We start from the raw sequence: 21,282 nt of genomic DNA, 5'->3' as shown, positions 1-21,282 counted from the left end.
TCTATTCATAACATGAAAAAATTAAATCAATACAGGGCAGGTTTGTATATGGCCCTTCATTATAGGGAAATCCGAACAGAGATTAATTTCTTGCTTCGGAAGCACAATTTTGCAGGTGCCCTGCAGGCTGTTATCAATCATCTTCGACACTTGAGTACAGAACGCAACATAGACAAAATCTGTCAGCATATCGAGTTTCTCGGAACGATTTATGGCCGTGGAAACCACTATGTCAAATATATTTTGGAAAACCTCTTTGTAAGATCCTTAGGCGGTCTTCAGCGCATCAGTACCGTTCATACCTGGACAGTAATCGAAGCTCGGTTGCCCGTGCCTTTTTTAGAGATCCGTAAAGGACAACAAATACATAATCTATTAATATCAAAGTAAATGACAGCTTTATTTATTATAGCACTACTGGTTTTTGGATATATCTGTTATGTACTTCTAAAGCCTGAAAAATTCTAATAACGAGATTGCTCATACTACATCGTCACGTATACTAATGCCACTGCAGCCTGCGATGAAATGGGAAAAAGGGGCTTGAGGTTAGTTAACGATTGGTAATGATACACTTTTTATACAAATCAATTAAAGAAATGAATACAGAGATTCTTGGAATCATAGTGATGTTCATCGTAACATTGCTACTCGGATTTCCCCTTGGGAAATATATAGCTAAGGTATATGGCAATGAAAGGACCTGGTTAGATCCATTATTTCAACCCTTGGAACGATTTTTTTATCGTGTGACAGGAATTAACCCTAGTCTCCAGATGACCTGGAAACAGCATCTCGTTGCTCTTTTGACAATCAATTTAGTCTGGTTTTTGTTGAGCATGGCTATTCTGATGAATATGGGACATCTACCTTTAAATCCAGATGGGAATCCAGGAATGACTGCTGATCTGGCTTTTAATACCAGCATATCCTTTTTGGTCAACTGTAACCTTCAGCACTATTCTGGGGAATCTGGAGTGAGCTACCTCGGACAAATTTGGCTCATGTTTCTTCAGTTCGTGACAGCGGCGATTGGAATGGCTGCGGCAGTGGTTATTTTCAAAGCTTTTAGGGATAAAACAACAACCCAATTGGGTAATTTTTATGATTTCTTTGTGAAATCATGTACACGGATTTTACTACCTCTTTCTGTGTTGGTTGCTACCATTTTCGTATTCCAAGGGATGCCTATGACATTCGAAGGTAAGGACAGCATGGTGACAATGACCGGAGATACTGTACAGGTAAGCCGGGGACCAGTAGCTGCCTTTGTCCCAATTAAACATCTGGGTACAAATGGGGGTGGTTTCTTTGGCGCGAACAGTGCGCATCCACTCGAGAATCCTAATTATTTGACCAACATGGTGGAAATGATCGCCCAGTTTATTATCCCGATGGCAATGATATTTGCCTTTGGCTTTTTTATTCGCAAACGTAAATTTTCATGGATGATGTTTGCTGTGATGACCATTGGTTTTCTCATTCTGGCAATCCCAAATATAAAAATGGAAATGGCTGGAAATCCGGCTATTGCGCAGATGGGGATTGACACGTCGATGGGAGCTATGGAGGGAAAAGAAGTGCGGATAGGTGCCGCCGCGTCGGGTTTTTGGAGTATTGTTACAACGATGATTTCGACAGGTTCAGTCAATTCGATGCATGATAGTTATATGCCCTTATCTGGAATGAACGAGCTGATAGCCATGATGGTAAATGCCTTTTATGGCGGTGTGGGAGCTGGCATACTCAATTTCTTCATCTTTATTATACTGGCTGTTTTCATCAGTGGCTTGATGGTAGGGCGTACGCCAGAGTTTATGGGCAAGAAAGTCGAGGCACGGGAGATGAAAATTGCCATGATTGTTGCCCTTGCCCATCCTTTTCTAATTCTTGTCGGTACGGCACTGGCTACGGCATTTCCAGCCCAGGGTGCTGCTACATTAAACAATCCCGGATTCCATGGTTTTAGCGAAATATTATATGAATATACCTCATCTGCAGCGAACAATGGCAGTGGCTTTGAAGGGCTTGGAGACAATACCATTTGGTGGAATATCTCGACGGGTATCGTCTTGATGCTCGGCCGCTTTATACCGATTATCGGTCCTATAGCTATTGCGGGATTGTTGGCCGAGAAGAAATTCATACCTGAGGGAGAGGGGACGCTAAAAACAGATACCAGTACATTCGGTTTGATGGTATTTGCCGTGATTGCGATTATCGCAGCACTTTCTTTTTTCCCAGCTCTGGCTCTTGGTCCACTTGCGGAATATTTTTCCATGTAATACATAAAATTAAAGAATTCTAAAAATGAGCAATCAACAAACATTGTTTCAGAAAGAACTTGTACAACAAGCATTAAAGCAATCTTTCGTGAAGCTGAATCCTAAAATAATGTTCCGTAACCCAGTGATGTTTACCGTAGAAATCGGAACATTGATTATGGCTGTGGTCTGTCTATGGATAATGACTGGAGAAAAATCACAAGGTACACTGGGTTATAATTTTACGGTATTTGTTATTCTATTTTTGACCTTGCTCTTTGGCAACTTTGCTGAGGCAATTGCAGAAGCCCGCGGTAAAGCGCAAGCAGACAGCTTGCGTAAAACACGGGAGGAAACCCCAGCAACCCTGCGTGATGGCCGGATAGTTTCATCCGCGCAATTGAAAAAAAATGATGTCTTTGTCTGTCAAGCCGGGGATGTAATTCCATTGGATGGGGAGATTATTGAAGGATTGGCAACCATTGATGAAAGTGCAATAACCGGGGAATCGGCACCAGTAATCCGCGAGGCCGGGGGAGATAAAAGTTCAGTTACCGGAGGTACCAAGGTTTTATCAGACCGAATTGTTGTACAGGTGACGACAGAACCGGGAGAAAGCTTCTTGGATAAGATGATTGCTTTGGTCGAAGGGGCAAGCCGACAAAAAACACCGAATGAGATTGCTTTAACGATCCTTCTCGCAGGTTTTACACTCGTGTTTATTATTGTAACTGTGACCTTAAAACCATTTGCAGATTATGCCAATGTCGATATCACCATAGCTTCATTTATTTCACTTTTTGTCTGTCTAATCCCCACCACAATAGGCGGTCTTTTATCGGCAATCGGTATAGCGGGAATGGATCGCGCACTTCGTGCAAATGTTATTACAAAAAGTGGCAAAGCAGTTGAAACGGCAGGTGATATTGATGTCTTGTTGCTTGATAAAACTGGAACCATTACGATCGGAAATCGTAAGGCGACAAATTTTTACCCCGCAGATGGCGTCATGAAAGAAGCTATGGTACGTGCAGCAACATTGAGCTCCATGGCGGATGAAACACCAGAAGGGAAATCAATTGTCGAATTGGCTGGTGTCAACCCATCTAGCTATAAGGTCGAAAACCCTACATTCATTAAGTTTACCGCCGAAACCCGTAGCTCGGGAATAGACTTTGCACAGACACGTATTCGTAAAGGTGCAACAGATGCTATTCGAAATATCATTGTAAAGGCTGGAAATCTGTTTCCTCAGGAAATAGATGAACGCGTAACGCTTATCTCTCAAAATGGGGGAACTCCATTGGTCGTTGCAGAGAATGAACAAGTGCTCGGTGTCATAGAATTGCAGGATGTGATAAAACCCGGGATTCACGAACGCTTTGAAAGATTGCGAAAAATGGGTATCAAGACTGTTATGGTGACGGGAGACAATCCGTTGACAGCCAAATATATTGCCGAAAAAGCTGGAGTGGATGATTTCATTGCCGAAGCGAAACCTGAAGACAAGATGAACTATATCAAAAAAGAACAGCTTGACGGACGACTGGTCGCCATGATGGGGGATGGTACAAACGATGCTCCGGCACTTGCACAGGCAGATGTTGGTGTGGCGATGAACAGCGGTACGCAAGCTGCAAAAGAGGCTGGAAATATGGTTGATCTCGACAATGATCCGACCAAATTGATTGAGGTTGTGGAGATAGGCAAGCAATTGTTGATGACCCGGGGTACGCTAACTACGTTCAGTATTGCAAACGATGTCGCCAAATATTTTGCTATTATTCCGGCCTTGTTTATTGCAGCAATACCGGCACTTCAAGGTTTAAATATTATGCAGCTCAGTAGTCCACAAAGTGCCATACTTTCAGCGGTCATCTTCAACGCAATTATTATCCCATTACTGATTCCTTTGGCATTAAAGGGAGTGGCATACAAACCTATAGGTGCAAGCGCATTGTTACGGCGAAATCTACTCGTCTTTGGACTTGGTGGAGTGCTCGTTCCATTTATTGGTATAAAGGTTATAGACCTACTGGTTTCACTATTTATCTAATACATTTTTAATAATATAAGCAAAGATGAAAACACATATATATCCGGCAATAAAAATTACAATTATTTTGTTGTTGCTGCTCTCAGTTGTATATCCAGCTCTTGTGTGGGCGATAGCGCAAATAGCACCCAATCATGGAAAAGGGGAAATGCTACAATATAATGGGCAAATGTATTATAGGAACATTGGCCAGGCTTTTTTGAGAGATGATTATTTCTGGTCGCGTCCTTCAGCAGTTGATTATAATGCCGCAGGATCGGGTGGAAGCAATAAAGGCCCCTCTAATGGAGAATATCTTTCGGAAGTGAAATCGCGTATTGATACATTTTTAGTCCATAATCCGACCATACAACGTGCACAGGTACCCGTCGACATGGTGACAGCCAGTGGCAGTGGTTTGGACCCCGATATCTCCGTTGAAGCAGCAAAAATACAAATTGATCGTGTTGCAAAAGCGAGAGCTATATCAGTAAATAGCTTACAATCACTTGTTGATGCCCACGTGCAGACACCGTTGTGGCATATGTTTGGACCTCGCAAAATCAATGTCCTTGAACTAAATATTGCTTTGGACAAAATGGTTGAGAAATAAAATTGACCTGGTGGGTCATTGACATACACTTTACAAGAACGATATACATGAAAAAATTAGCGATGTTGGCCTGTTTACTCGCAGGGGCAACACAATTATTTGCACAGCAAGATACGACTCAAATTACCAAATTGTCGATAAGTGGTTACCTTGAAGCATATTACCTTCGGGACTTTAACAATCCAATTGGAAATACACGCCCAGGCTTTGTATATAGTCACAACAGGACGAATGAAGTAAACATAAACTTGGCACTTTTAAAAGCTGCGTATGAAACAACAAATACCCGTGCAAATCTTGCATTAGGTGTCGGTACATATATGAATGCCAACTACAGTGCGGAACCTGGTGTCTTAAAAAATATTTACGAAGCAAATGCCGGTGTTCGCATCTCGAAAAAACATAATTTATGGATCGATGCCGGAATATTTTCTTCCCATTTGGGCTTTGAAAGCGCTATAGGAAAGGACAATTGGACTGTAACGAGAAGTATTTTTGCGGATAATTCTCCCTATTTCGAAACTGGCGCAAAAATATCTTATACATCCGCTTCGGGAAAACTGTTTTTAAGTGGGCTTGTTTTAAACGGCTGGCAGCGGATTCAACGTGTAGATGGTAGCAGTTTACCAGCATTTGGACATCAATTGGTCTATAAACCGACAGATAAATGGACCATCAATAGTGGTTCTTTTATCGGCAGCGATAAAGCGGATAGTGTAAGACAGATGCGTTATTTCCATAATCTGTATGCAATCTATCAAGTGAACGAAAAGCTAGGCATTACATTCGGATTTGATATTGGAGCCGAACAAAAAGCAAAGGGGAGCTCAACGTACAACGTATGGTATACACCCGTGTTAATTGCACGATATGCAACAACTGAAAGATTTAGTTTAACAGCAAGAGGAGAATATTACAACGATAAACATGGTGTTATCGTCTCCACTGGGACGGCTCAGGGCTTTCAAACATTTGGCTACTCTTTAAATGCAGATTATGCTATTCTTCCGAATGTACTTTGGCGTACAGAGTTGCGAAACCTCACGAATAAAGATGCTATTTTCCTTGATCGGTCAAATAAGCTGCTTAAAAATAGCGTGACAGCTGTCACTGCACTTACGGTTAGTTTTTAAAAACAATCGTTCCTGCCGTGTGTTGGATCGGCAGGAACCTTTTGAATATGAAAGGTATTAAAAATGGAAGAAAGGAAAAGCGCTGAGCATTTTCTGGATCTGATCCGGAAATCGAAACGAGGCCGATTCAAACTTTATATTGGAATGAGTGCTGGTGTCGGAAAGACATATCGCATGCTACAGGATGCACATACACTTTTACAGGGTGGAATCGATGTGCGTATCGGCTATATTGAGACCCATAATCGAAAGGAAACACATCAATTGCTTGATGGTATTCCCATTATTGCTCGGCGTCATCTTTTTTACAAAGGCAAACAGTTGGAGGAACTGGATCTTTATGCTGTTTTGAATTCACATCCAGAGGTTGTCATTATCGATGAGCTAGCGCATACAAATATTGAAGGTAGCAAAAATGCCAAACGATGGCAGGATGTCATAGAAATTCTCGAAGCGGGCATTAACGTAATCAGTGCTGTTAATATCCAGCATATCGAGAGTTTAAATGAGGAAGTCAAAGCGATTACAGGGATCGAAGTGCAAGAAAGAGTTCCCGACAGCGTTATTGATTCTGCAGACGAAGTCGTTAATATTGACCTTACCGCCGAGGAACTTATTGTTCGTCTAAAAGAGGGCAAGATCTACGATGCTTCAAAAATTCATGCAGCACTTCAAAATTTCTTTAAAAGCGAGCATATTCTGCAATTGCGGGAAATGGCACTGAAGGAAGTAGCTTCCCAGGTCCAGCGGAAAGTAGAGACCGAAGTTCAACCCCAGCGATGGGTGCGAAAGGAGCGTTTCTTGGCCTGTATAAGTTCCAATGAAATAAAAGCAAAAAACGTCATCCGAAAGACTGCACGATTGGCCGGATATTACAATAGCAGCTGGTTTTTGCTATATGTACAGTTGCCAAAAGAGCGTGGAGATCGGATTGCGTTGAACAAGCAACGGCACCTGATCAATAATTTTAAATTGGCAACAGAACTTGGTGGAGAAATTATCAAAGTAGAAAGCCGAAGCGTAGCCAAGGAGATCATCGCTTTGTGTGAGCTCCGTAAGATCACCACAGTTTGCATTGGAAAACCACGATTATCTCTTTTAAGGATGTTACTTGCTAAGGATACATTTAGCAAACTGCTGGCACAACTGTCGACCGAAGACATCGACCTGATTATATTGTCTTAATGATAAAGACAAATTGTGAATAAGATGAAAATAAAAACGAAACTTACTTTTGGTGTGGGATCACTTTTTCTCATGATCTTCCTGCTTGCTGCTTTGAGTGGCTGGTATGTGAACCGATTAAAAAAAGATACCGCAAATATACTGACAGCGAATTACAATACGCTGCTGTATGCAAAAAACATGCTATTGGCATTGGAGGAAATCCCCGTTGAAAAAACTGCTTTTACCAGCTTCGAAGTCAATCTGGACAAACAACGGAAAAATGTTACCGAAGTAGGAGAACAGCAAACGACGAATGCTATAGCGAAGCATTTTTTACAACTGAAAGATAAACCTTTAGATGTTACTGTTGTCTCCTCCATCAGAAAGGATATTGCATTGTTAATGGAGCAAAATATGACGGCAATTTCACGAAAGAGTATTCTTGCGGATAACACTGCTGAACACGCAATTTTGGTCATTTCATTTGCCGGCGCACTCTGTTTTATTATCGCTTTTATTTTGTTGGTCAATCTGCCATCCAATATAGCTGATCCTATTGCAAGATTGACGGATAGCATCCGGCAAATTGCCGGGCAGAATTATAAGGAACGGATTGATTTGCAGAGCGGTGGCGAATTCACAGAACTTGCTGCCTCATTTAATTCCATGGCAGAGAGGCTTGAGGAATATGCTGAAAGTAAACTTGAAAAAATTTTAAAGGAAAAAAAACGAATAGAATCTCTTGTGGACAATATGCGTGATCCTGTTATTGGTTTCGACGAAGACCGGAGGGTTATTTTCGTCAACGAAGAGGCTCTTCGCATCACAAACCTGCACAAAGATCAACTTCTTGGAAGATCTGCGTTAGCGGTTTCAGAAGAAAATGATCTTGCCAGGGATATTTTTAAAGATCTCTTTCTTCCTGGGGCAAATAGGGAAAAGAATGCTATTAAAATATATGCAGACGATAGGGAAAGCTATTTCGAAAAGGATGTTATCGATATCAATGTTCTGCAGACAGGTGAACTTGAACCGAAGTTGATCGGTCAAGTGGTTATTCTAAAAAATATCACCCCATTCAAGGAACTCGATCTAGCAAAAACGAACTTTATCGGTACCGTATCCCACGAGTTCAAGACGCCTATTGCAGCGATTCAGATGGGAGTTCAATTGTTGGAAAATGAACAGATAGGCCCCCTGAATACCGAGCAGCTCACGCTTTTAAATGGAATAAAGGATGATTCCAGCCGTTTACTTCAGATAACAGGCGAACTGTTAAATATGACACAGGTTGAAAGCGGTTCTATTCAGATTAATTTACATGCTACAGAGATACAGCCTATTATTGAATATGCCGTCATGGCTAATCAATTTGCCGCCAACCAAAAAAATATTCATTTTGCTATTGAGATAGCACCTACTGTGAAGAGCATAATTGCTGACAACGAAAAAACTGCGTGGGTATTGACAAATTTCCTTTCCAATGCGGTGCGATATTCTTACGAAGATTCCGTCATCCATATAGCAGTTGAAAATATAGGCCTTAAAACCAGATTTACTGTAAAAGACAATGGACAAGGAATAGAAGCTAAATATCTAGAGAAAATTTTTGCACGTTACTTTCGTGTGCCAGGGTCTAAGAAGGGGGGAACTGGTCTCGGTCTAAGCATCAGTAAAGAGTTTATAGAAGCACAAGGCGGAGAAATTGGTGTTGAAAGTGATTATGGTGCTGGAAGTTCTTTTTATTTTTCATTACGTAGTGCGGCTCCCAATGAAAAATAGTGGCTCCGATGGTCACTCATTTTTCAAGCATGAAGCGAGGTTAGGTTGAAATTATGAGTGGTGTTAAGCACCACTCATAATTTCCTAAAGATTAATGGTTGACTAAAGCCATGGCTCCCTCGCTGTAGCGTGCTCCAATATTCGGGTACTTATTGAGTATTTTATCAATATTTTTTAGATCAGAATCGGATAACTGGACTTCGAGAGCACCTGCATTTTCTTCGAGGTACTTTCTTTTTTTAGTTCCTGGAATAGGGATGATATCATTTCCTTGCGCTAATACCCAAGCTAAAGCGAGCTGAACGGGACTACAGTTTTTATCTTTTGCTAATAAGGAGAAGTCGGCGACCAATTGCGCATTGTTCAATGCATGTTCACCTTGATTACGTGGCAAGGTTCTCCTAAAATCGTCTGCAGCAAGGCTTTCTAAATTCAGGAAATTTGAAAATAATCCACGTGCCAGGGGAGCATAGGGGATTAAACTAATGCCCAGTTCGCGTGTCGTTTGTAAAATTTCCTTTTCTACATCACGTGTAAGGAGCGAATACTCACTCTGCAAAGCCGCAATGGGATGTACAGCATTAGCTTTTCTGATGGACACTGGTGAAGCTTCACTTAAACCAAGATATCTTACTTTTCCTTCTTTTACCAATTCGGCCATTGCACCTACGGTTTCTTCAATAGGTATATTGGGATCTACGCGATGCGCATAATAGAGATCTATTGTATCGATACCAAGACGTTTCAGACTTTTTTCCACCGCTACTTTTATCCATTCAGGCGAGCCATCGAAATAGGTACTTGCAGTACCACTTGGTCCTGCTATTTCGTCTTTAAAACGAAATCCGAATTTGGTTGCTATAAAGATTTTGTCGCGATTGGGAACGAGTACTTTTGAAATAAGTTCTTCATTGGCTCCGTTACCGTACATATCTGCGGTATCCCAAAAATTGATACCGAGCTCCAATGCCTTTTCCAATGTGGCAATGCTCTCTTGTTCGTCAGTAGGGCCGTAGGCAAAGCTCATACCCATACAACCTAGTCCGATAGCAGAGAGTTTTTCATTTGTTGTTCCAAGATTTCTATATTTCATAATAATTCCATTTTGTTCAATACAAATGTAGGCATGGACCAAACGAAGACAGTTAAGACAATCAAACAGATTATTATACAATTCAAACAGTACTGTTTCGAGCTTGGTTTGGAGACATTCCAGTTTGCTTTTTGAAGAAATTGGTGAAATAGGATGGATATTCAAATCCCAGGCTGTAGGCAATATCCGATATATTCCAATTTGTGTGCAATAATAAAGCTCTGGCCTCCTGGGCCACACGATTTGCAATATGCATACTGGTCGTTTTGCCGGTTGTTTCTTTTACCGATCTGTTGAGGTGATTGATATGTACCGAGAGTGCATGTGCGTAATCGGCAGGGCTTTTTAACTGTAGGCTGAGCTGAAGAGTATTGATAGGAAATTGTCGTTCCAGCAGCTCAAGAAATAGTCCTGATACCCGCGTCGAGGCATTGGTGTAAGATCCAAAACTTGCCGCAGGGCTTGATTTCATCGTTTCATGAATCAGAAGATGCAAGTAGCTGCGCAACATATCATCTTTATGGATATAGCTTGAGTTCATTTCAGTCATCATTTTCTGGAAGATAATTGAAATTTCTGCTAACTGCGCTTCGTCTGGAAAATAAATCGGGTTGCTGCCTATCTTGAAAAGCGGAGAATCCTTTAGACTTTCAATCCGTTCACTATGTTGGATAAATTCTTCAGTAAATACACAATACCAACCTGCCTGCTCGGTCGATTCAGGCTCCCAAGCATAGGGGACGACTGGATTAGCAAATAACATAGCTGGTCTATCTATTTGTATCCATTTATCGGCGTAATATAGTTTTCCCCTTCCTATAATAAGAGAGGTTTTATAAAAATCACGACGATTATAAGGAGATACAACGGTACAGGTTTCTCTGCTAAAAACATTGAAATGACCAATTCCTGTGTTATTTAGTGGCCTATCTGGAAGAGATAGTCCTGGTTGTCTTTTGTAAAAATCTGTTACACTTTCGGCTGATTTCATACCACTAAAATAAAAAAATAGAAGCAATCCTGCGTCACGGACACATCAGTTTCTCTAAACGAAGGCTCGTAATTTAGTATCACAATGCTAACTTATTCGAATGGTTTATGATTTAGTTGCTATTTTTGGAGATATTCAAAATCGATTTTCTGACGCTTATAATTTTACAGCTTGCGACCATGATCAAAATTTACCATAATATAAATTGCAGCAAGAGCTGCAATGTACTGGAACTGTTAAAACAACAATGTGCTGAATTTGAAATCCAGGAATACCTAAATGATGTTCCGACCAAGGCGCAATTAATCGAGTTATTGGGACAGCTCGGACTAACACCTAAGGAACTCATCAGAAAAGGAGAATCGGTATTTCAAGAGAAATTCCAAAACCTCGAACTAACGGATGAGCAATGGATCGATGTGCTGCTGGCATATCCTATTTTGATCGAACGCCCGATAGTTGTAAGGGATGGCGTTGCAATAATTGGCCGACCAATCGAAAAGGTTGTAGAGTTCATTGGGGTTAAATCATAAGGTTGGCTTGAATGTTGTACATCGTTAGGTATGAAACATTTTTTGAATGTAGCGGCGGCTGTATTGGATATTTTTAGACTATTTATCTGAACAGCCAGGTAAACCTTGTCTTAAGCGATCTGAACGGGATTAATTTAATTGATCTGATTTTGTTATTTTTTTAAAGAGGTTATTTATGCTTTTGCCAACTTTATCCGGGTCTTGCTGGTGTATTCCATGGCTGTATCCTGGGAGGAGAATCAGTTCACAATTGTCGTTTTGCTTAATTAGGTCTGCATAATGTTTGATACGAAGGTTATCAAATGCATCAAACCAAAATCTACCATTTATTCCTAATTTAGCGTTCATTTCTTTTTCGTACCTCTCAATAGGCCGATTATAAGCGATGAATACGGTAATTGGGATATTATTTAGCGGAGGTAGATTGCTATATTCTTTGAAAAATTGATTTTCGCTGATAGCGAGTTCTCTTTTCATTTCCAATCTTGCACCATAGGAGAGATTTTTGTCACTTATCATATCCGAAAGCATTTTTATCCAGAGCTGCTGGTAGCCAATTTGGCTATTTGATGTTTTGGTGGCCACAGCGTCTTCTTTTTTTGTTAACATAAAGTCGGTGGGATCAATTAGGATTAAGCCGGCAACTTCATTAGAATATTTAGCCGCAAACAGTCGAGTGAGGGCTCCGCCTAGAGAATGACCCACCAGGATATAAGGTGGTTTAATATTTAATGTGTATAGGATTAGATGCAGTTTGGTCACAACATCATTGTCTGATTTTAACGATAGATCAGGTTCTGAGCTACCTAGACCGTTTCTGTCATAACAGAAATAAGGTATATCGTTCATTAGTTTTGGAAAAAGAACAGAAAAATTGTCTCGCCCCATTCCTAGACCACTTTCAAAGATGACAATTGGCTCATTGGATTTTCTATTTTTCAACCCCTTAATCAAATAGGACGTTCGTAGGTTTCCGATACTGACCATTTCTTGTGAATAGCTCTGTACAGCTGTAATGAAAATAAAAAATAGAATGATTGCCCAAGTCTTCATATTTCTACTAAATTTAAAAATAATTCATTGCTGACAATTATCGCTTATTGATTAGCCCCGCTATATGTTCTTTGAGACCATCGATTGCTTGTGGCTCAATGTCCGTAAATTGATAATCATTGAGTATAAATTGATGAGAGAGGTCTTGTTCCAATAATATTGTTCTGCCTTTTGAAAGGTTGTAAATTTTGGAATTAATTATGCAAATATCATGGGTATCCTGCGTCAGTGCTATAAAATCAATACGATAATCATCTCGTATTAGAGTTCCTTGGCCAAAGTAGTCGGGATGGTTTCTAGAGACGTTTCCTGCATAGATTTTGTTTGTTTGAGCCAATTTCATCATGGATTCATGTGGGGTTAATCTAACCGCGATGTTGCAGAAAGAATAATATTCCGTGTCCTCGGTGGTTTTGGTCAAGCCAAATGTATAAATGATATAATTATTCCCGCCAAGTGATAATGAGTCTACCATAACTTTTGTTCCTAAAGCTTGATAGGGCTTAACGTGGAAGTTGAAATTTTGCATTGGTAAAATGCTTGCCTGTGTTGGTACCTTAATATTGTCTTTTTCGAGAAAATAACCCGCATCCTTCACTTGTCCAATGCTGATTTGGGAAAAGCATACAAGAAGCAGGATCCATATTCCTATAATTCTATTCATTTTTTTAATTTATTGCTTATCAAAGTATATCTAAAGTAATTGTACAAATTGTCTAATGATATAATTATTCGGTAAATGTGGAGATGGTCTCGGTTAATCAACACTATTTGTCGGTAAGGCGACAGGATTCTGCGGCACAAAATGTGGACCGTGTTATGCTACGGTCTTTATTTTGCAGTATGTGCCGATAGCATCTTCTTTATTTGTACAATATGCCTTGTATTATGATGGATAACAAAGCGAAAGATATCGCCTAATCGGAGTTGTATCCAACTGCAAAAGGACAGCTTAATATGAATTTTAGTCAGATCTTTTGATTTCGCTCTGTCCAGTAAATTAAGTAGCCTATCTTGCTGTTCTAAGAAGACTGTAATTACATCCTTAGTTAGCATGAGATACTTGGGATCCATTTTTTGAAAAGTTTTCATCTTTTTTTTCTTATCATTTGGCAAAATGGAATTGGCGAAATAATTCCCTAAAAAGCCAGTTTTGAAATCAGCGTTAAAGCTAAATTTGCTGTCGGTCATTTTTTTTGTGATCTCAGGCAAATAGAAATTTCCGTACAGATTTAGATGCTGTAGGCATTCTAAGATATTCCATGATTCTTCATGAGGTCTATTGTTCAGTACTTCCTGCGAGAGCACCTTTAAGGAATTAACAAATGAAATATGTTCGTGGACTTGATTTTCCAGTTGTTGAAGTAATTCTAATGATTTGTATTTCATCTTTTTTTTGATAAAATACCCGAAAATAAATCACATAAATATTGATTTGACTCAAGATTTTACGATTCTTGATAAAGTTTCGGGAGTCATTCTAAGGTAATTGGCAATATGCTTATTGGGAATTATCTGAAATAATGCAGGATTTCGCTTGATAACTCTTTCATATCTACTTTTTGGGGAATCTAGCAGTAGATCTCGCTCCCTTTCAATTTGCTGCAGCACCAACTGTTCTAGTATCGTTATGTACAATCTTGTGTTTTCTGTCGTTGAATAGACAAAGTCCATAAAATCTCTCTTTTCGGCGACTAGAAGATCTGTTTTTTTTATCGCCTGGATTGCGAAATCCGAATAGCTATTATGGATAAAAGAGTCCATTGCCACAATTAGATCGCCATCGTATCCAAAGCGAATAATCTGTTCATGATCTTCTTGAAAAATAGAAATTTTTGTACTTCCTTTTTTTATGAAATAGATCTTTGAATCTGCTGAACCATTCATTTTAATATATTCATTTCTCTTGAAGGAAATTTCCTTTTTAAAAACGTGCGGCGATATGAGATCTAAGAGCTTGAACATACAAGTTATATTTAATTGAATCACTAAAGGTCTTCGAAATTAACGATTGTATTGTTTTTTTCAAATATTGATTATTGAGCTACAAATATCGTCGAGTTTTGACCTAATATGGATTTCGGATTTACGGGTTGAATTATTATGTGCAGATTTATGATAATAATTGAAAATGTGACCTATGTTGTCACGATTTTACAGATTTAAATGTGGTATTAAAATATTTTAGTTTGAAAAGAGCACTATTTATCCTTCTCCTTTTGGCGATTTCATTTTTAATCGCGGCGTTTTTTATCAAAGTCAATAAACGAGAAACCTTGTTGTATAAGATACAGCAATGGGTTACTTACGACAAAGCTGATTGGGACAATTATGAAAATAACAAGCGACTTCTTGGTTCAGCAGCAGCCCAAGCCACAACGACCGAAGTGGTTGCCGTGGCAGATGACCTATATCCAGTTGATACAAATTATGTTGCTTCAGAATTCAATGCTTCAGAAATCGAAAAAGTTAAAAAAGCAGATTTTGGAAAATTAACTGTAGCGAAGTTACGCCCAGATCATGAGGATGCGCAAATCGCATTAATTCATTTTACAGAGCGTAAATTGACAGACGTGATTATCAATCAGAAAATTAATATTAAAGTTGGAACCTGTTTTGAAAATCCGAAAACAGATGGTCATTATAGCTGTGTGAGCTGTATGATTTTACTCTATAATCGAGCGAAGAAAGATTGGGTTGAGGCTCCAAATGGTGAAAATTTCATGAAAAATGCTTATGATTTTTACCAAGCTTCAGAAGGGGATATTTGGCAGGCGCGGGAGTTGTCCATGCGAATTCCGTATGATTATGCTTTAGTAGCAACATATAGCAAATAATATTTCATAGTGAAGTAATTAATATGAATAGCATGATGTTTAAATTTTTTAGAGAACTATTGAATGCGGCGAGAGAAGGTGTCACTGATGCAAAAGAGGAATTGACGCTGCAAAGTGAACAGAAAAAAAAAGAGGACGAAGGGAGTCTAGTAACGGATGTAAATATACTCCGGGATATTCCCTACGAAGAGCAGTTCGGTAATGCACTTGGAGCTCCATTTAGGGTCATTGTTTTTGGGGATTGGTTTACTGTTTTCGGAAGTGCTGGAGATGACGGAAATTATCCGATTCATCTATATCAATTCGGAAATTATGCCAAAATTGATCAATACCGAAGTGATTTTATCAAATTGTTAAAAAGGGACTTTGCTATAACGGATATGGAAAGTTGTTTCGAGGTTTTGACCAGCTATTTTACATTACTTGGAATAGACAGAACGGGAACCGCATTGGAAGGGAAATCCGCTCATATTGATACAGCCATATGGGATATTTCAAAACCTGGGGTAAATGCATTTGCTGTAGCTGTGACAAGTTATATTGTGACATCCGCAACTGACGTTGGATACCTCTCAAAACCAATAGCTTTAACCATTTTAAAGAATCTGTCGATATATGCGAAAAAGCATTTTAGCGATTGGTTACTATTTTCTGACCATTTTCTAGAAGGAGAAAATCAGGTTGGTCTAAATAGCAAAATTGGAAAATCTTACTTGAAACGGTACATCGGATATTTAAAGCAAAAGAAAGGCAGCCCCTGGAATAATGTGGAATGGCGGCTTGGAAATCAGTCTGGAATACTTTTACATGTGGCTTGGCGGTTCCAGCGGAAGCGATATCGTCATATTGAAGAATTTGAAAAAGAAGTTAATCTGTATCAAAAAGACACTTTAGAAAATAGGAATCGATGGAATCCAAATCAAATTGTTGTTGAACACTCTGAAATTGAGGTCTGTTACCTCGTTTGGATTAGAAGCATGGAGGATCTGAAAGAAAATGAATATCTGTTGGACGATGAAGCAGACGCCTTTTGTGACGACAATGTAGATAATGGATATTATCAGGTTGAATTGTGTGCCAGATTGAAATCATCTAATGGTCGATATTTTACGGCTTTGGATTTGCTTTATCAACTGGAAGAGCAGCTCTCCGAGAAAGAGTTGGGTGACCATATCTTTTTCGAAGGATTGGATGCAATCGAAAAAGACGAAGAGGGAATTCCTATGTTCTATTTGAGTTGTGGAAGCTAATATTCTCTTCGAATAAATGAGCCGTAAAAATGATTTTGGCTATAAGTTTTTTATCGATCGGTACCTGCGTTTTTGTTTACCTTCATCAGAATATCGTTCACCGGCGATTTTATTTGATTCACCGAAATAGACTAAGAAAAATATATTCTCCCTCATAAATTTAAGCGTTTGAAAAATAGCCGCCACGATCTAGCGTAATTAATTTAGCGTGGCAGTTCATTTTTAAAACCCAGAATGTTTAAAACCCAGAATGAAAATTTACTTTTTTGATTATGAATATATTAATTAAGATTAGTTTGTGTTTGCTTGTGTTTTGTGCGGCGATTACTATGGGGAAGCCTCAGTCACGGGTCGATCAAATAAAGATTGATCTGACTGATATACCATGCTATTCGGAATTGATGCAAAGAGCTGGAGAAAACTTGAAGGATAAGCAATATCAAGCAGCTCTGGACAATTTTAAAGTCGCTTTTATTCATAAAGATTCGATTAGTAAATATGATTTTGCAAATGCGATGGTGGCGGCTGCACATGTAGACAGTGTGGACTTGGCAATTGCATGGTTTGAGGAAGGTATTAAGCTGGGATTGGGGGTAACGGAGGATGAGTATCATTATTTTTTAACAGCAGAGGATTTTCAAAATCTGAAAAGACAAACGGTTTATCAAAATCAATTACATCGTCTGTCACTAAAATTATCAGAACAGGAGAAAAGGCAAGTTGAGGTACAACGTGAATGGTTAAAAAAGATTCAATTTCGTGGCTCAGGATCATCGGTTGAGGCCGTCAAATCAGACTTTACTTTATATTGGAATCAAACTGGCGACAGTATTGTCCCTTATTTAGTATACCAACCGGCGGGCCTTGAACATACAAAACAGCGGAGAGCTATCGTCTACTTACACGGTGGTGTGTCAAGTGTGAATGAGTTTCAATTTAAAGATCCAAAAGTAGCGGATGAGCCAATCTTTAAATTGGCAGATTCTTTAGGAATTGTTGTGATTTATCCTTTTGGAAAGAAATCTTACGGTTGGGTACGACAGCTTCCTGCCTTTCAACAAGTGTTAGCTATCGCTGAAGAAGCGAGATTAAACTATTCGCTAGACAGCAAAGAAATTTACCTTGGTGGCATGTCAAATGGAGGTACAGCTGTTTACTGGTTTGCCACTCAAAAAAACACACCATTTAGAGCCTTCTTTACATTATCTGCCAACTGTGAACTCGTTATTGGACCAATCCATTGGGAGGGACTACAGAGCGATAGGCCGATATATTCGTTTCACACTGTCGATGATACAATCTATCCATTAGAGAAGATTAAAGCCGTATATGCTAGCCATAAATCGCCCGCTTGGAATCTTCGGATATTGAAAACAGGAGGCCATGGATTCATTTATGATCCCGTTATAGGCCACCAATTATTCATGCAGTGTATTGATGAATTCCTGCAAGGAGTTCATAAGATAGGATAATCTAGACTGGATTGATGTTGCGGTACGCACATAACAAATTCAATTTCAATACTTGAAAGCATGGAAAAAGAAAGGTAGCGAAAACTGTAATCTAATTGCTTTTGTTATCCTAAATAAAACGTTATGAATAAATTACCGTTATTGATAATGAATTTGTTTGCATTTTTCATTTTTGGAGCATGTCAATCGCCCCAGAGGCCATCTCAACAAAATGCAAATGAATCTAAACAGAAGGTACAGGAAATACCTTCAAATATTACCTTTTTTGGTGGTGGAAGGTTTAAAAAAATGAATATGGTATCTGGTAAAACGGACACTATCTTTATTTCAGTCCATCAGGCGGATTCGGTACTTATCAAACTAAGAACACCCAAAGATACTGCTAATGTAAGGATTAGTCAGCTTTTTCTGCCCGATGGTTCTGCCGATGGACCCTTTGGTCGGGAACTCACCTATAGATTTAAAGATATTGGCCAATACTATATTACTGTGAACGAGAATCGGATGATAGGGAATCATTATTCGGGTCCATATGAAGTGCAAATTGTGCCGATAGTGCAATAAAAGATAGCTCTTCTAAGCGAATTTTGTTCAGTTAGAGCAGCTATCTTTTCATTCAGCGATTGACTGTCTTAGCCAATATGACTGATGCTAGATCTTCTCTTCAGATTACTCAACGTCTCCTTTATATTTGATCGTATTATTCTCGTAAAGCGCTGATTTTTTAGTATCATATTTATAGCTATCCTTCTGGTAAATGTCATTTTCAACCTTGTTCAAGATAATGGTATTTTTATTGTCAGGTAAGAATAATTCAAGTTTTGATTTATCATCGCTAACAACAACAAAAGCACTAATGACAGCTTCGCCTTCTTTTTTCTCTGTCGGATTTAGACGTAGGCCAACATTAAAAACTTGGATACATCCTTGCTTGATCTCGCTCCAAGTCTGTCCCGCAGCGACTAGACAACCATGTTCATCCTTATTGCCGCCAATGGATGGTGTGTCCTCTTTCTTGCTTTGATCAGTTACTTTCTCGGATTCGCTGTGCTTGGGAGCATTGTTACAGGCTGTCAAAGTAACAAGGCTCATCACTATAAATGCTAGTTTTTTCATTTGAATCGGTTTTTATATGTTCATGATTTGTATGCAATAAATATACCATAGTCTTTTGTGGGGTCTTTCCTCACGATGTTATGGCCGGCTTTCGTTCTTGTAAAGAGGTCGTGGGCAAAGTTTCTCTGTTTAGTGAAAAATATTGTTGGTTTGGCGTTAATATTGTCATAGGACAAGTAGAGTTATTTTATAGTTTATTAATATTGTTGTGTAATTCAATCCGGTCTTTTATCTCGATGCATTGAAGGACATGATTTTAAACCAATGTTGATATACAAAAATATCCTTAACATCATATGAAACACAAGGATCAGCCTGTAAGAAAGTTAGTCTCGGTTATTTTGGTTGAAAAGCAGCTAACCGATGTCTGGACATATTGGAACGATTCCGATGCAATTATGCAATGGAATATCCCATTTGACGATTGGCACTGTCCAGCTGTCCGTATCGATTTTAGGGAAGGCGGGATGTTTAATTTTAGAATGGAACAAAAAGATAGTCGGGAAGGGTTTGATTATGTGGGTATATTCGATGAAATTATTGCGATGGAGTATATTGAAAGCACCAGTGGCGGCAGAAAGTGTATTGTTGAGTTTCAGGCGATTGATAACAATACGATTATTAGGGAAACTTTCGAACCTGATGCGTTTACCCCGGTGGAACTTCAGCAGTCTTTTACCGATGGAGTCTTGTTAAATTTTAAAAAATTTATGGAAAACAAAACGTATTAGTGGCGTGTTGCTACAGACAGAAAGACTTTAGATGATAAATTATGCGCGAGTTAGAATCAAAAAGCGGCTATGCACCGGCTAATGGAATAAAACTTTATTACGAAATATTTGGGACTGGAAGGCCTTTAGTATTGATTCACGGTGGTGGCTCTTCTGGTTTTTCTGATTTCGAGGAGACCGTAAAAAGGTTTCACGACCGATACCAATTGGTTTTAATTGACCTGCAAAATCATGGAAGATCCGAGCATAGGACTTCGGCTGAAAGCTTTGAACAAGATGCCAAGGATATTTTGGCCATTCTGGATTTTCTTTCTATTGAAAAGGCCTCATTTTTCGGTTTTAGCAATGGAGCGACAACCGTTTTGAAATTTGCGACGATGTACGCCAACAAGGTTGAAAAACTAGTCGCGGCATCAGGAAATACTAAAAGAGAAGGACTTTTGGATGGTTTTTTTGAAAGCATGGAAGCTTCAACTATTCACGACATTCCACCGTTTCTCAAAGAGAATTTTATGAAGCTAAATCCGAATCCGGAGAAATTTAGAAATATGTATGAAAAAGACAGCCAACGGATGATAAACTTTGAAGATTTTGACATAGAATCTTTAAAGCGCTTGACCTGCCCAGTATTTCTGATAGGAGGGGATCAAGATGTTGTAAAAACGATTCATTTAGCCGATATGCAACAGCAGATTCCGCATGCAAGGCTGCTTATTTTACCGGCTAATCATGGAAATTATATGATGGCTGACTTTAATGGTAAAGTCAATGCCAAACTGATTGATTTTACAATGGGACAAATACAGCAATTTTTGGAATCTAAATAACGCTTTCCAATTGAATGGAAAAGCGCTAAAAAGCTTATCGGTAATTGCGCATATTACGTTCCATTTTACGTATACGCTGTTCATTTTTTCCATCAACACGGGATGCGACGGCCCATATGGCTGCGGGTATCCAGCCCAGTATAGTCATCTGAAGAATCAAACAAAGAAGGCCACTAAAAATCTTACCGCGTAAAAAAAATGATAGCCAAGGAAGTAGGACCGCTATTAATATCATAAGTAATCGGTTTATTATAATAATGAACTAAAATACAAAATTAAAAGCATTCGCTGATAAAAACTATACATAATATCAACTAGATAAAAATAAACTATTTATTGTAACGTTCTGGTATTTAATGTTTAATGGATTGTTGGTTGTTAGGAG

The 21,282-nt window shown here is 39.0% G+C and carries 23 protein-coding genes; 15 read left to right on the top strand and 8 right to left on the bottom strand.

Features of this window, described 5'->3' with window-relative positions; genetic code table 11:
• Window positions 1-12 precede the first annotated feature (12 nt).
• The 8 genes from AB1Z56_RS10760 (at window position 13) to AB1Z56_RS10725 (ending at window position 8,994) form a co-directional block, all read left to right on the top strand.
• A complete protein-coding gene (locus AB1Z56_RS10760) occupies window positions 13-390 on the top strand; it encodes a DUF7674 family protein (RefSeq protein WP_293906425.1) in 378 nt (125 codons plus the stop codon).
• On the top strand, window positions 391-468 hold the full coding sequence (locus AB1Z56_RS10755; protein WP_309364007.1) for a potassium-transporting ATPase subunit F: 78 nt from the start codon (window positions 391-393) through the stop codon (window positions 466-468).
• A gap of 131 nt (window positions 469-599) precedes the next feature.
• Window positions 600-2,285 (top strand): potassium-transporting ATPase subunit KdpA, encoded by a 1,686-nt coding sequence (gene kdpA / locus AB1Z56_RS10750; protein WP_426792024.1) that lies wholly within the window; start codon window positions 600-602, stop codon window positions 2,283-2,285.
• Between the two features lie 25 nt (window positions 2,286-2,310).
• Window positions 2,311-4,320: a potassium-transporting ATPase subunit KdpB gene (kdpB, locus tag AB1Z56_RS10745; RefSeq protein WP_426792023.1), complete on the top strand. Its 2,010-nt coding sequence runs from the start codon at window positions 2,311-2,313 to the stop codon at window positions 4,318-4,320.
• A 25-nt stretch (window positions 4,321-4,345) separates the two neighbouring features.
• The gene (locus AB1Z56_RS10740) at window positions 4,346-4,912 is read left to right on the top strand and encodes a K(+)-transporting ATPase subunit C (protein ID WP_426792022.1); all 567 of its coding nucleotides are present in this window, start codon (window positions 4,346-4,348) and stop codon (window positions 4,910-4,912) included.
• 47 nt (window positions 4,913-4,959) lie between these two features.
• Window positions 4,960-6,045 (top strand): porin, encoded by a 1,086-nt coding sequence (locus AB1Z56_RS10735; protein ID WP_309363769.1) that lies wholly within the window; start codon window positions 4,960-4,962, stop codon window positions 6,043-6,045.
• A 63-nt stretch (window positions 6,046-6,108) separates the two neighbouring features.
• Window positions 6,109-7,230 carry a sensor protein KdpD gene (locus AB1Z56_RS10730; RefSeq protein WP_426792021.1) on the top strand — a complete coding sequence of 374 codons (1,122 nt, stop codon included), beginning with the start codon at window positions 6,109-6,111 and terminating at the stop codon, window positions 7,228-7,230.
• A gap of 24 nt (window positions 7,231-7,254) precedes the next feature.
• Entirely contained in the window at window positions 7,255-8,994 is a 1,740-nt protein-coding gene (locus tag AB1Z56_RS10725) for an ATP-binding protein (RefSeq protein WP_426792020.1), read from the top strand.
• Window positions 8,995-9,085: 91 nt separating this feature from the next.
• Here AB1Z56_RS10725 and AB1Z56_RS10720 read toward each other — a convergent pair whose 3' ends face one another.
• Together AB1Z56_RS10720 and AB1Z56_RS10715 are read right to left on the bottom strand one after the other, a co-directional pair.
• A complete protein-coding gene (locus AB1Z56_RS10720) occupies window positions 9,086-10,087 on the bottom strand; it encodes an aldo/keto reductase (RefSeq protein ID WP_426792019.1) in 1,002 nt (333 codons plus the stop codon).
• An 82-nt stretch (window positions 10,088-10,169) separates the two neighbouring features.
• Window positions 10,170-11,078, bottom strand: a complete 909-nt coding sequence (locus AB1Z56_RS10715) for a helix-turn-helix domain-containing protein (RefSeq protein ID WP_426792018.1) — start codon at window positions 11,076-11,078, stop codon at window positions 10,170-10,172.
• 179 nt (window positions 11,079-11,257) lie between these two features.
• On the opposite strand from AB1Z56_RS10715, the gene arsC reads away from it, so the two are divergent.
• Complete coding sequence (gene arsC / locus AB1Z56_RS10710) at window positions 11,258-11,611, top strand: arsenate reductase (glutaredoxin) (RefSeq protein ID WP_426792017.1); 354 nt, start codon at window positions 11,258-11,260, stop codon at window positions 11,609-11,611.
• A gap of 129 nt (window positions 11,612-11,740) precedes the next feature.
• On the opposite strand, the gene AB1Z56_RS10705 is transcribed toward arsC, so the two are convergent.
• The 4 genes from AB1Z56_RS10705 to AB1Z56_RS10690 form a co-directional block, all read right to left on the bottom strand.
• The gene (locus AB1Z56_RS10705) at window positions 11,741-12,664 is read right to left on the bottom strand and encodes an alpha/beta fold hydrolase (RefSeq protein WP_426792016.1); all 924 of its coding nucleotides are present in this window, start codon (window positions 12,662-12,664) and stop codon (window positions 11,741-11,743) included.
• Window positions 12,665-12,701: 37 nt separating this feature from the next.
• Complete coding sequence (locus tag AB1Z56_RS10700; RefSeq protein WP_426792015.1) at window positions 12,702-13,328, bottom strand: hypothetical protein; 627 nt, start codon at window positions 13,326-13,328, stop codon at window positions 12,702-12,704.
• Between the two features lie 167 nt (window positions 13,329-13,495).
• Window positions 13,496-14,053 (bottom strand): DinB family protein, encoded by a 558-nt coding sequence (locus AB1Z56_RS10695; protein WP_309363785.1) that lies wholly within the window; start codon window positions 14,051-14,053, stop codon window positions 13,496-13,498.
• Between the two features lie 51 nt (window positions 14,054-14,104).
• Entirely contained in the window at window positions 14,105-14,629 is a 525-nt protein-coding gene (locus tag AB1Z56_RS10690; protein WP_309363786.1) for a Crp/Fnr family transcriptional regulator, read from the bottom strand.
• Window positions 14,630-14,853: 224 nt separating this feature from the next.
• Between AB1Z56_RS10690 and AB1Z56_RS10685 the strand changes: the two genes are divergently transcribed.
• The 4 genes from AB1Z56_RS10685 (at window position 14,854) to AB1Z56_RS10670 (ending at window position 18,787) form a co-directional block, all read left to right on the top strand.
• The gene (locus tag AB1Z56_RS10685; RefSeq protein ID WP_426792014.1) at window positions 14,854-15,501 is read left to right on the top strand and encodes a hypothetical protein; all 648 of its coding nucleotides are present in this window, start codon (window positions 14,854-14,856) and stop codon (window positions 15,499-15,501) included.
• 32 nt (window positions 15,502-15,533) lie between these two features.
• Window positions 15,534-16,751 (top strand): DUF1266 domain-containing protein, encoded by a 1,218-nt coding sequence (locus tag AB1Z56_RS10680; protein ID WP_426792013.1) that lies wholly within the window; start codon window positions 15,534-15,536, stop codon window positions 16,749-16,751.
• A 272-nt stretch (window positions 16,752-17,023) separates the two neighbouring features.
• The gene (locus tag AB1Z56_RS10675; protein ID WP_426792012.1) at window positions 17,024-18,223 is read left to right on the top strand and encodes a hypothetical protein; all 1,200 of its coding nucleotides are present in this window, start codon (window positions 17,024-17,026) and stop codon (window positions 18,221-18,223) included.
• A gap of 123 nt (window positions 18,224-18,346) precedes the next feature.
• Window positions 18,347-18,787 (top strand): hypothetical protein, encoded by a 441-nt coding sequence (locus AB1Z56_RS10670; RefSeq protein WP_309363793.1) that lies wholly within the window; start codon window positions 18,347-18,349, stop codon window positions 18,785-18,787.
• A gap of 105 nt (window positions 18,788-18,892) precedes the next feature.
• On the opposite strand, the gene AB1Z56_RS10665 is transcribed toward AB1Z56_RS10670, so the two are convergent.
• On the bottom strand, window positions 18,893-19,339 hold the full coding sequence (locus AB1Z56_RS10665; RefSeq protein ID WP_309363795.1) for a hypothetical protein: 447 nt from the start codon (window positions 19,337-19,339) through the stop codon (window positions 18,893-18,895).
• Between the two features lie 296 nt (window positions 19,340-19,635).
• Between AB1Z56_RS10665 and AB1Z56_RS10660 the strand changes: the two genes are divergently transcribed.
• Together AB1Z56_RS10660 and AB1Z56_RS10655 are read left to right on the top strand one after the other, a co-directional pair.
• Window positions 19,636-20,070, top strand: coding sequence for an SRPBCC domain-containing protein (locus tag AB1Z56_RS10660; RefSeq protein WP_309363797.1), 435 nt, complete (start codon window positions 19,636-19,638; stop codon window positions 20,068-20,070).
• Window positions 20,071-20,111: 41 nt separating this feature from the next.
• On the top strand, window positions 20,112-20,897 hold the full coding sequence (locus AB1Z56_RS10655; protein WP_309363799.1) for an alpha/beta fold hydrolase: 786 nt from the start codon (window positions 20,112-20,114) through the stop codon (window positions 20,895-20,897).
• A gap of 34 nt (window positions 20,898-20,931) precedes the next feature.
• Here the strand turns inward: AB1Z56_RS10655 and AB1Z56_RS10650 are convergent, their stop codons facing one another.
• Window positions 20,932-21,132, bottom strand: coding sequence for a YqaE/Pmp3 family membrane protein (locus tag AB1Z56_RS10650; RefSeq protein ID WP_309363800.1), 201 nt, complete (start codon window positions 21,130-21,132; stop codon window positions 20,932-20,934).
• Window positions 21,133-21,282 lie beyond the last annotated feature (150 nt).

This window comes from Sphingobacterium sp. WOUb80, from assembly GCF_050058145.1.
Taxonomy (GTDB): Bacteria; Bacteroidota; Bacteroidia; order Sphingobacteriales; family Sphingobacteriaceae; genus Sphingobacterium.
This window is presented reverse-complemented; position numbering and strand designations above follow the sequence as displayed.

What these genes read in the sequence shown, in the direction of transcription:
- AB1Z56_RS10660 (WP_309363797.1), top strand. Translation starts at nt 19,636, where the DNA reads ATGAAACACAAGGATCAGCCTGTAAGAAAGTTAGTCTCGGTTATTTTG.
- AB1Z56_RS10655 (WP_309363799.1), top strand. Translation starts at nt 20,112, where the DNA reads ATGCGCGAGTTAGAATCAAAAAGCGGCTATGCACCGGCTAATGGAATA.
- AB1Z56_RS10690 (WP_309363786.1), bottom strand. Translation starts at nt 14,629, where the DNA reads ATGTTCAAGCTCTTAGATCTCATATCGCCGCACGTTTTTAAAAAGGAA.
- AB1Z56_RS10650 (WP_309363800.1), bottom strand. Translation starts at nt 21,132, where the DNA reads ATGATATTAATAGCGGTCCTACTTCCTTGGCTATCATTTTTTTTACGC.
- AB1Z56_RS10705 (WP_426792016.1), bottom strand. Translation starts at nt 12,664, where the DNA reads ATGAAGACTTGGGCAATCATTCTATTTTTTATTTTCATTACAGCTGTA.
- AB1Z56_RS10760 (WP_293906425.1), top strand. Translation starts at nt 13, where the DNA reads ATGAAAAAATTAAATCAATACAGGGCAGGTTTGTATATGGCCCTTCAT.
- AB1Z56_RS10665 (WP_309363795.1), bottom strand. Translation starts at nt 19,339, where the DNA reads ATGAAAAAACTAGCATTTATAGTGATGAGCCTTGTTACTTTGACAGCC.
- AB1Z56_RS10715 (WP_426792018.1), bottom strand. Translation starts at nt 11,078, where the DNA reads ATGAAATCAGCCGAAAGTGTAACAGATTTTTACAAAAGACAACCAGGA.
- arsC (WP_426792017.1), top strand. Translation starts at nt 11,258, where the DNA reads ATGATCAAAATTTACCATAATATAAATTGCAGCAAGAGCTGCAATGTA.
- kdpA (WP_426792024.1), top strand. Translation starts at nt 600, where the DNA reads ATGAATACAGAGATTCTTGGAATCATAGTGATGTTCATCGTAACATTG.
- AB1Z56_RS10725 (WP_426792020.1), top strand. Translation starts at nt 7,255, where the DNA reads ATGAAAATAAAAACGAAACTTACTTTTGGTGTGGGATCACTTTTTCTC.
- AB1Z56_RS10720 (WP_426792019.1), bottom strand. Translation starts at nt 10,087, where the DNA reads ATGAAATATAGAAATCTTGGAACAACAAATGAAAAACTCTCTGCTATC.
- AB1Z56_RS10755 (WP_309364007.1), top strand. Translation starts at nt 391, where the DNA reads ATGACAGCTTTATTTATTATAGCACTACTGGTTTTTGGATATATCTGT.
- AB1Z56_RS10730 (WP_426792021.1), top strand. Translation starts at nt 6,109, where the DNA reads ATGGAAGAAAGGAAAAGCGCTGAGCATTTTCTGGATCTGATCCGGAAA.
- AB1Z56_RS10670 (WP_309363793.1), top strand. Translation starts at nt 18,347, where the DNA reads ATGAATAAATTACCGTTATTGATAATGAATTTGTTTGCATTTTTCATT.
- kdpB (WP_426792023.1), top strand. Translation starts at nt 2,311, where the DNA reads ATGAGCAATCAACAAACATTGTTTCAGAAAGAACTTGTACAACAAGCA.
- AB1Z56_RS10695 (WP_309363785.1), bottom strand. Translation starts at nt 14,053, where the DNA reads ATGAAATACAAATCATTAGAATTACTTCAACAACTGGAAAATCAAGTC.
- AB1Z56_RS10700 (WP_426792015.1), bottom strand. Translation starts at nt 13,328, where the DNA reads ATGAATAGAATTATAGGAATATGGATCCTGCTTCTTGTATGCTTTTCC.
- AB1Z56_RS10735 (WP_309363769.1), top strand. Translation starts at nt 4,960, where the DNA reads ATGAAAAAATTAGCGATGTTGGCCTGTTTACTCGCAGGGGCAACACAA.
- AB1Z56_RS10680 (WP_426792013.1), top strand. Translation starts at nt 15,534, where the DNA reads ATGATGTTTAAATTTTTTAGAGAACTATTGAATGCGGCGAGAGAAGGT.
- AB1Z56_RS10740 (WP_426792022.1), top strand. Translation starts at nt 4,346, where the DNA reads ATGAAAACACATATATATCCGGCAATAAAAATTACAATTATTTTGTTG.
- AB1Z56_RS10675 (WP_426792012.1), top strand. Translation starts at nt 17,024, where the DNA reads ATGAATATATTAATTAAGATTAGTTTGTGTTTGCTTGTGTTTTGTGCG.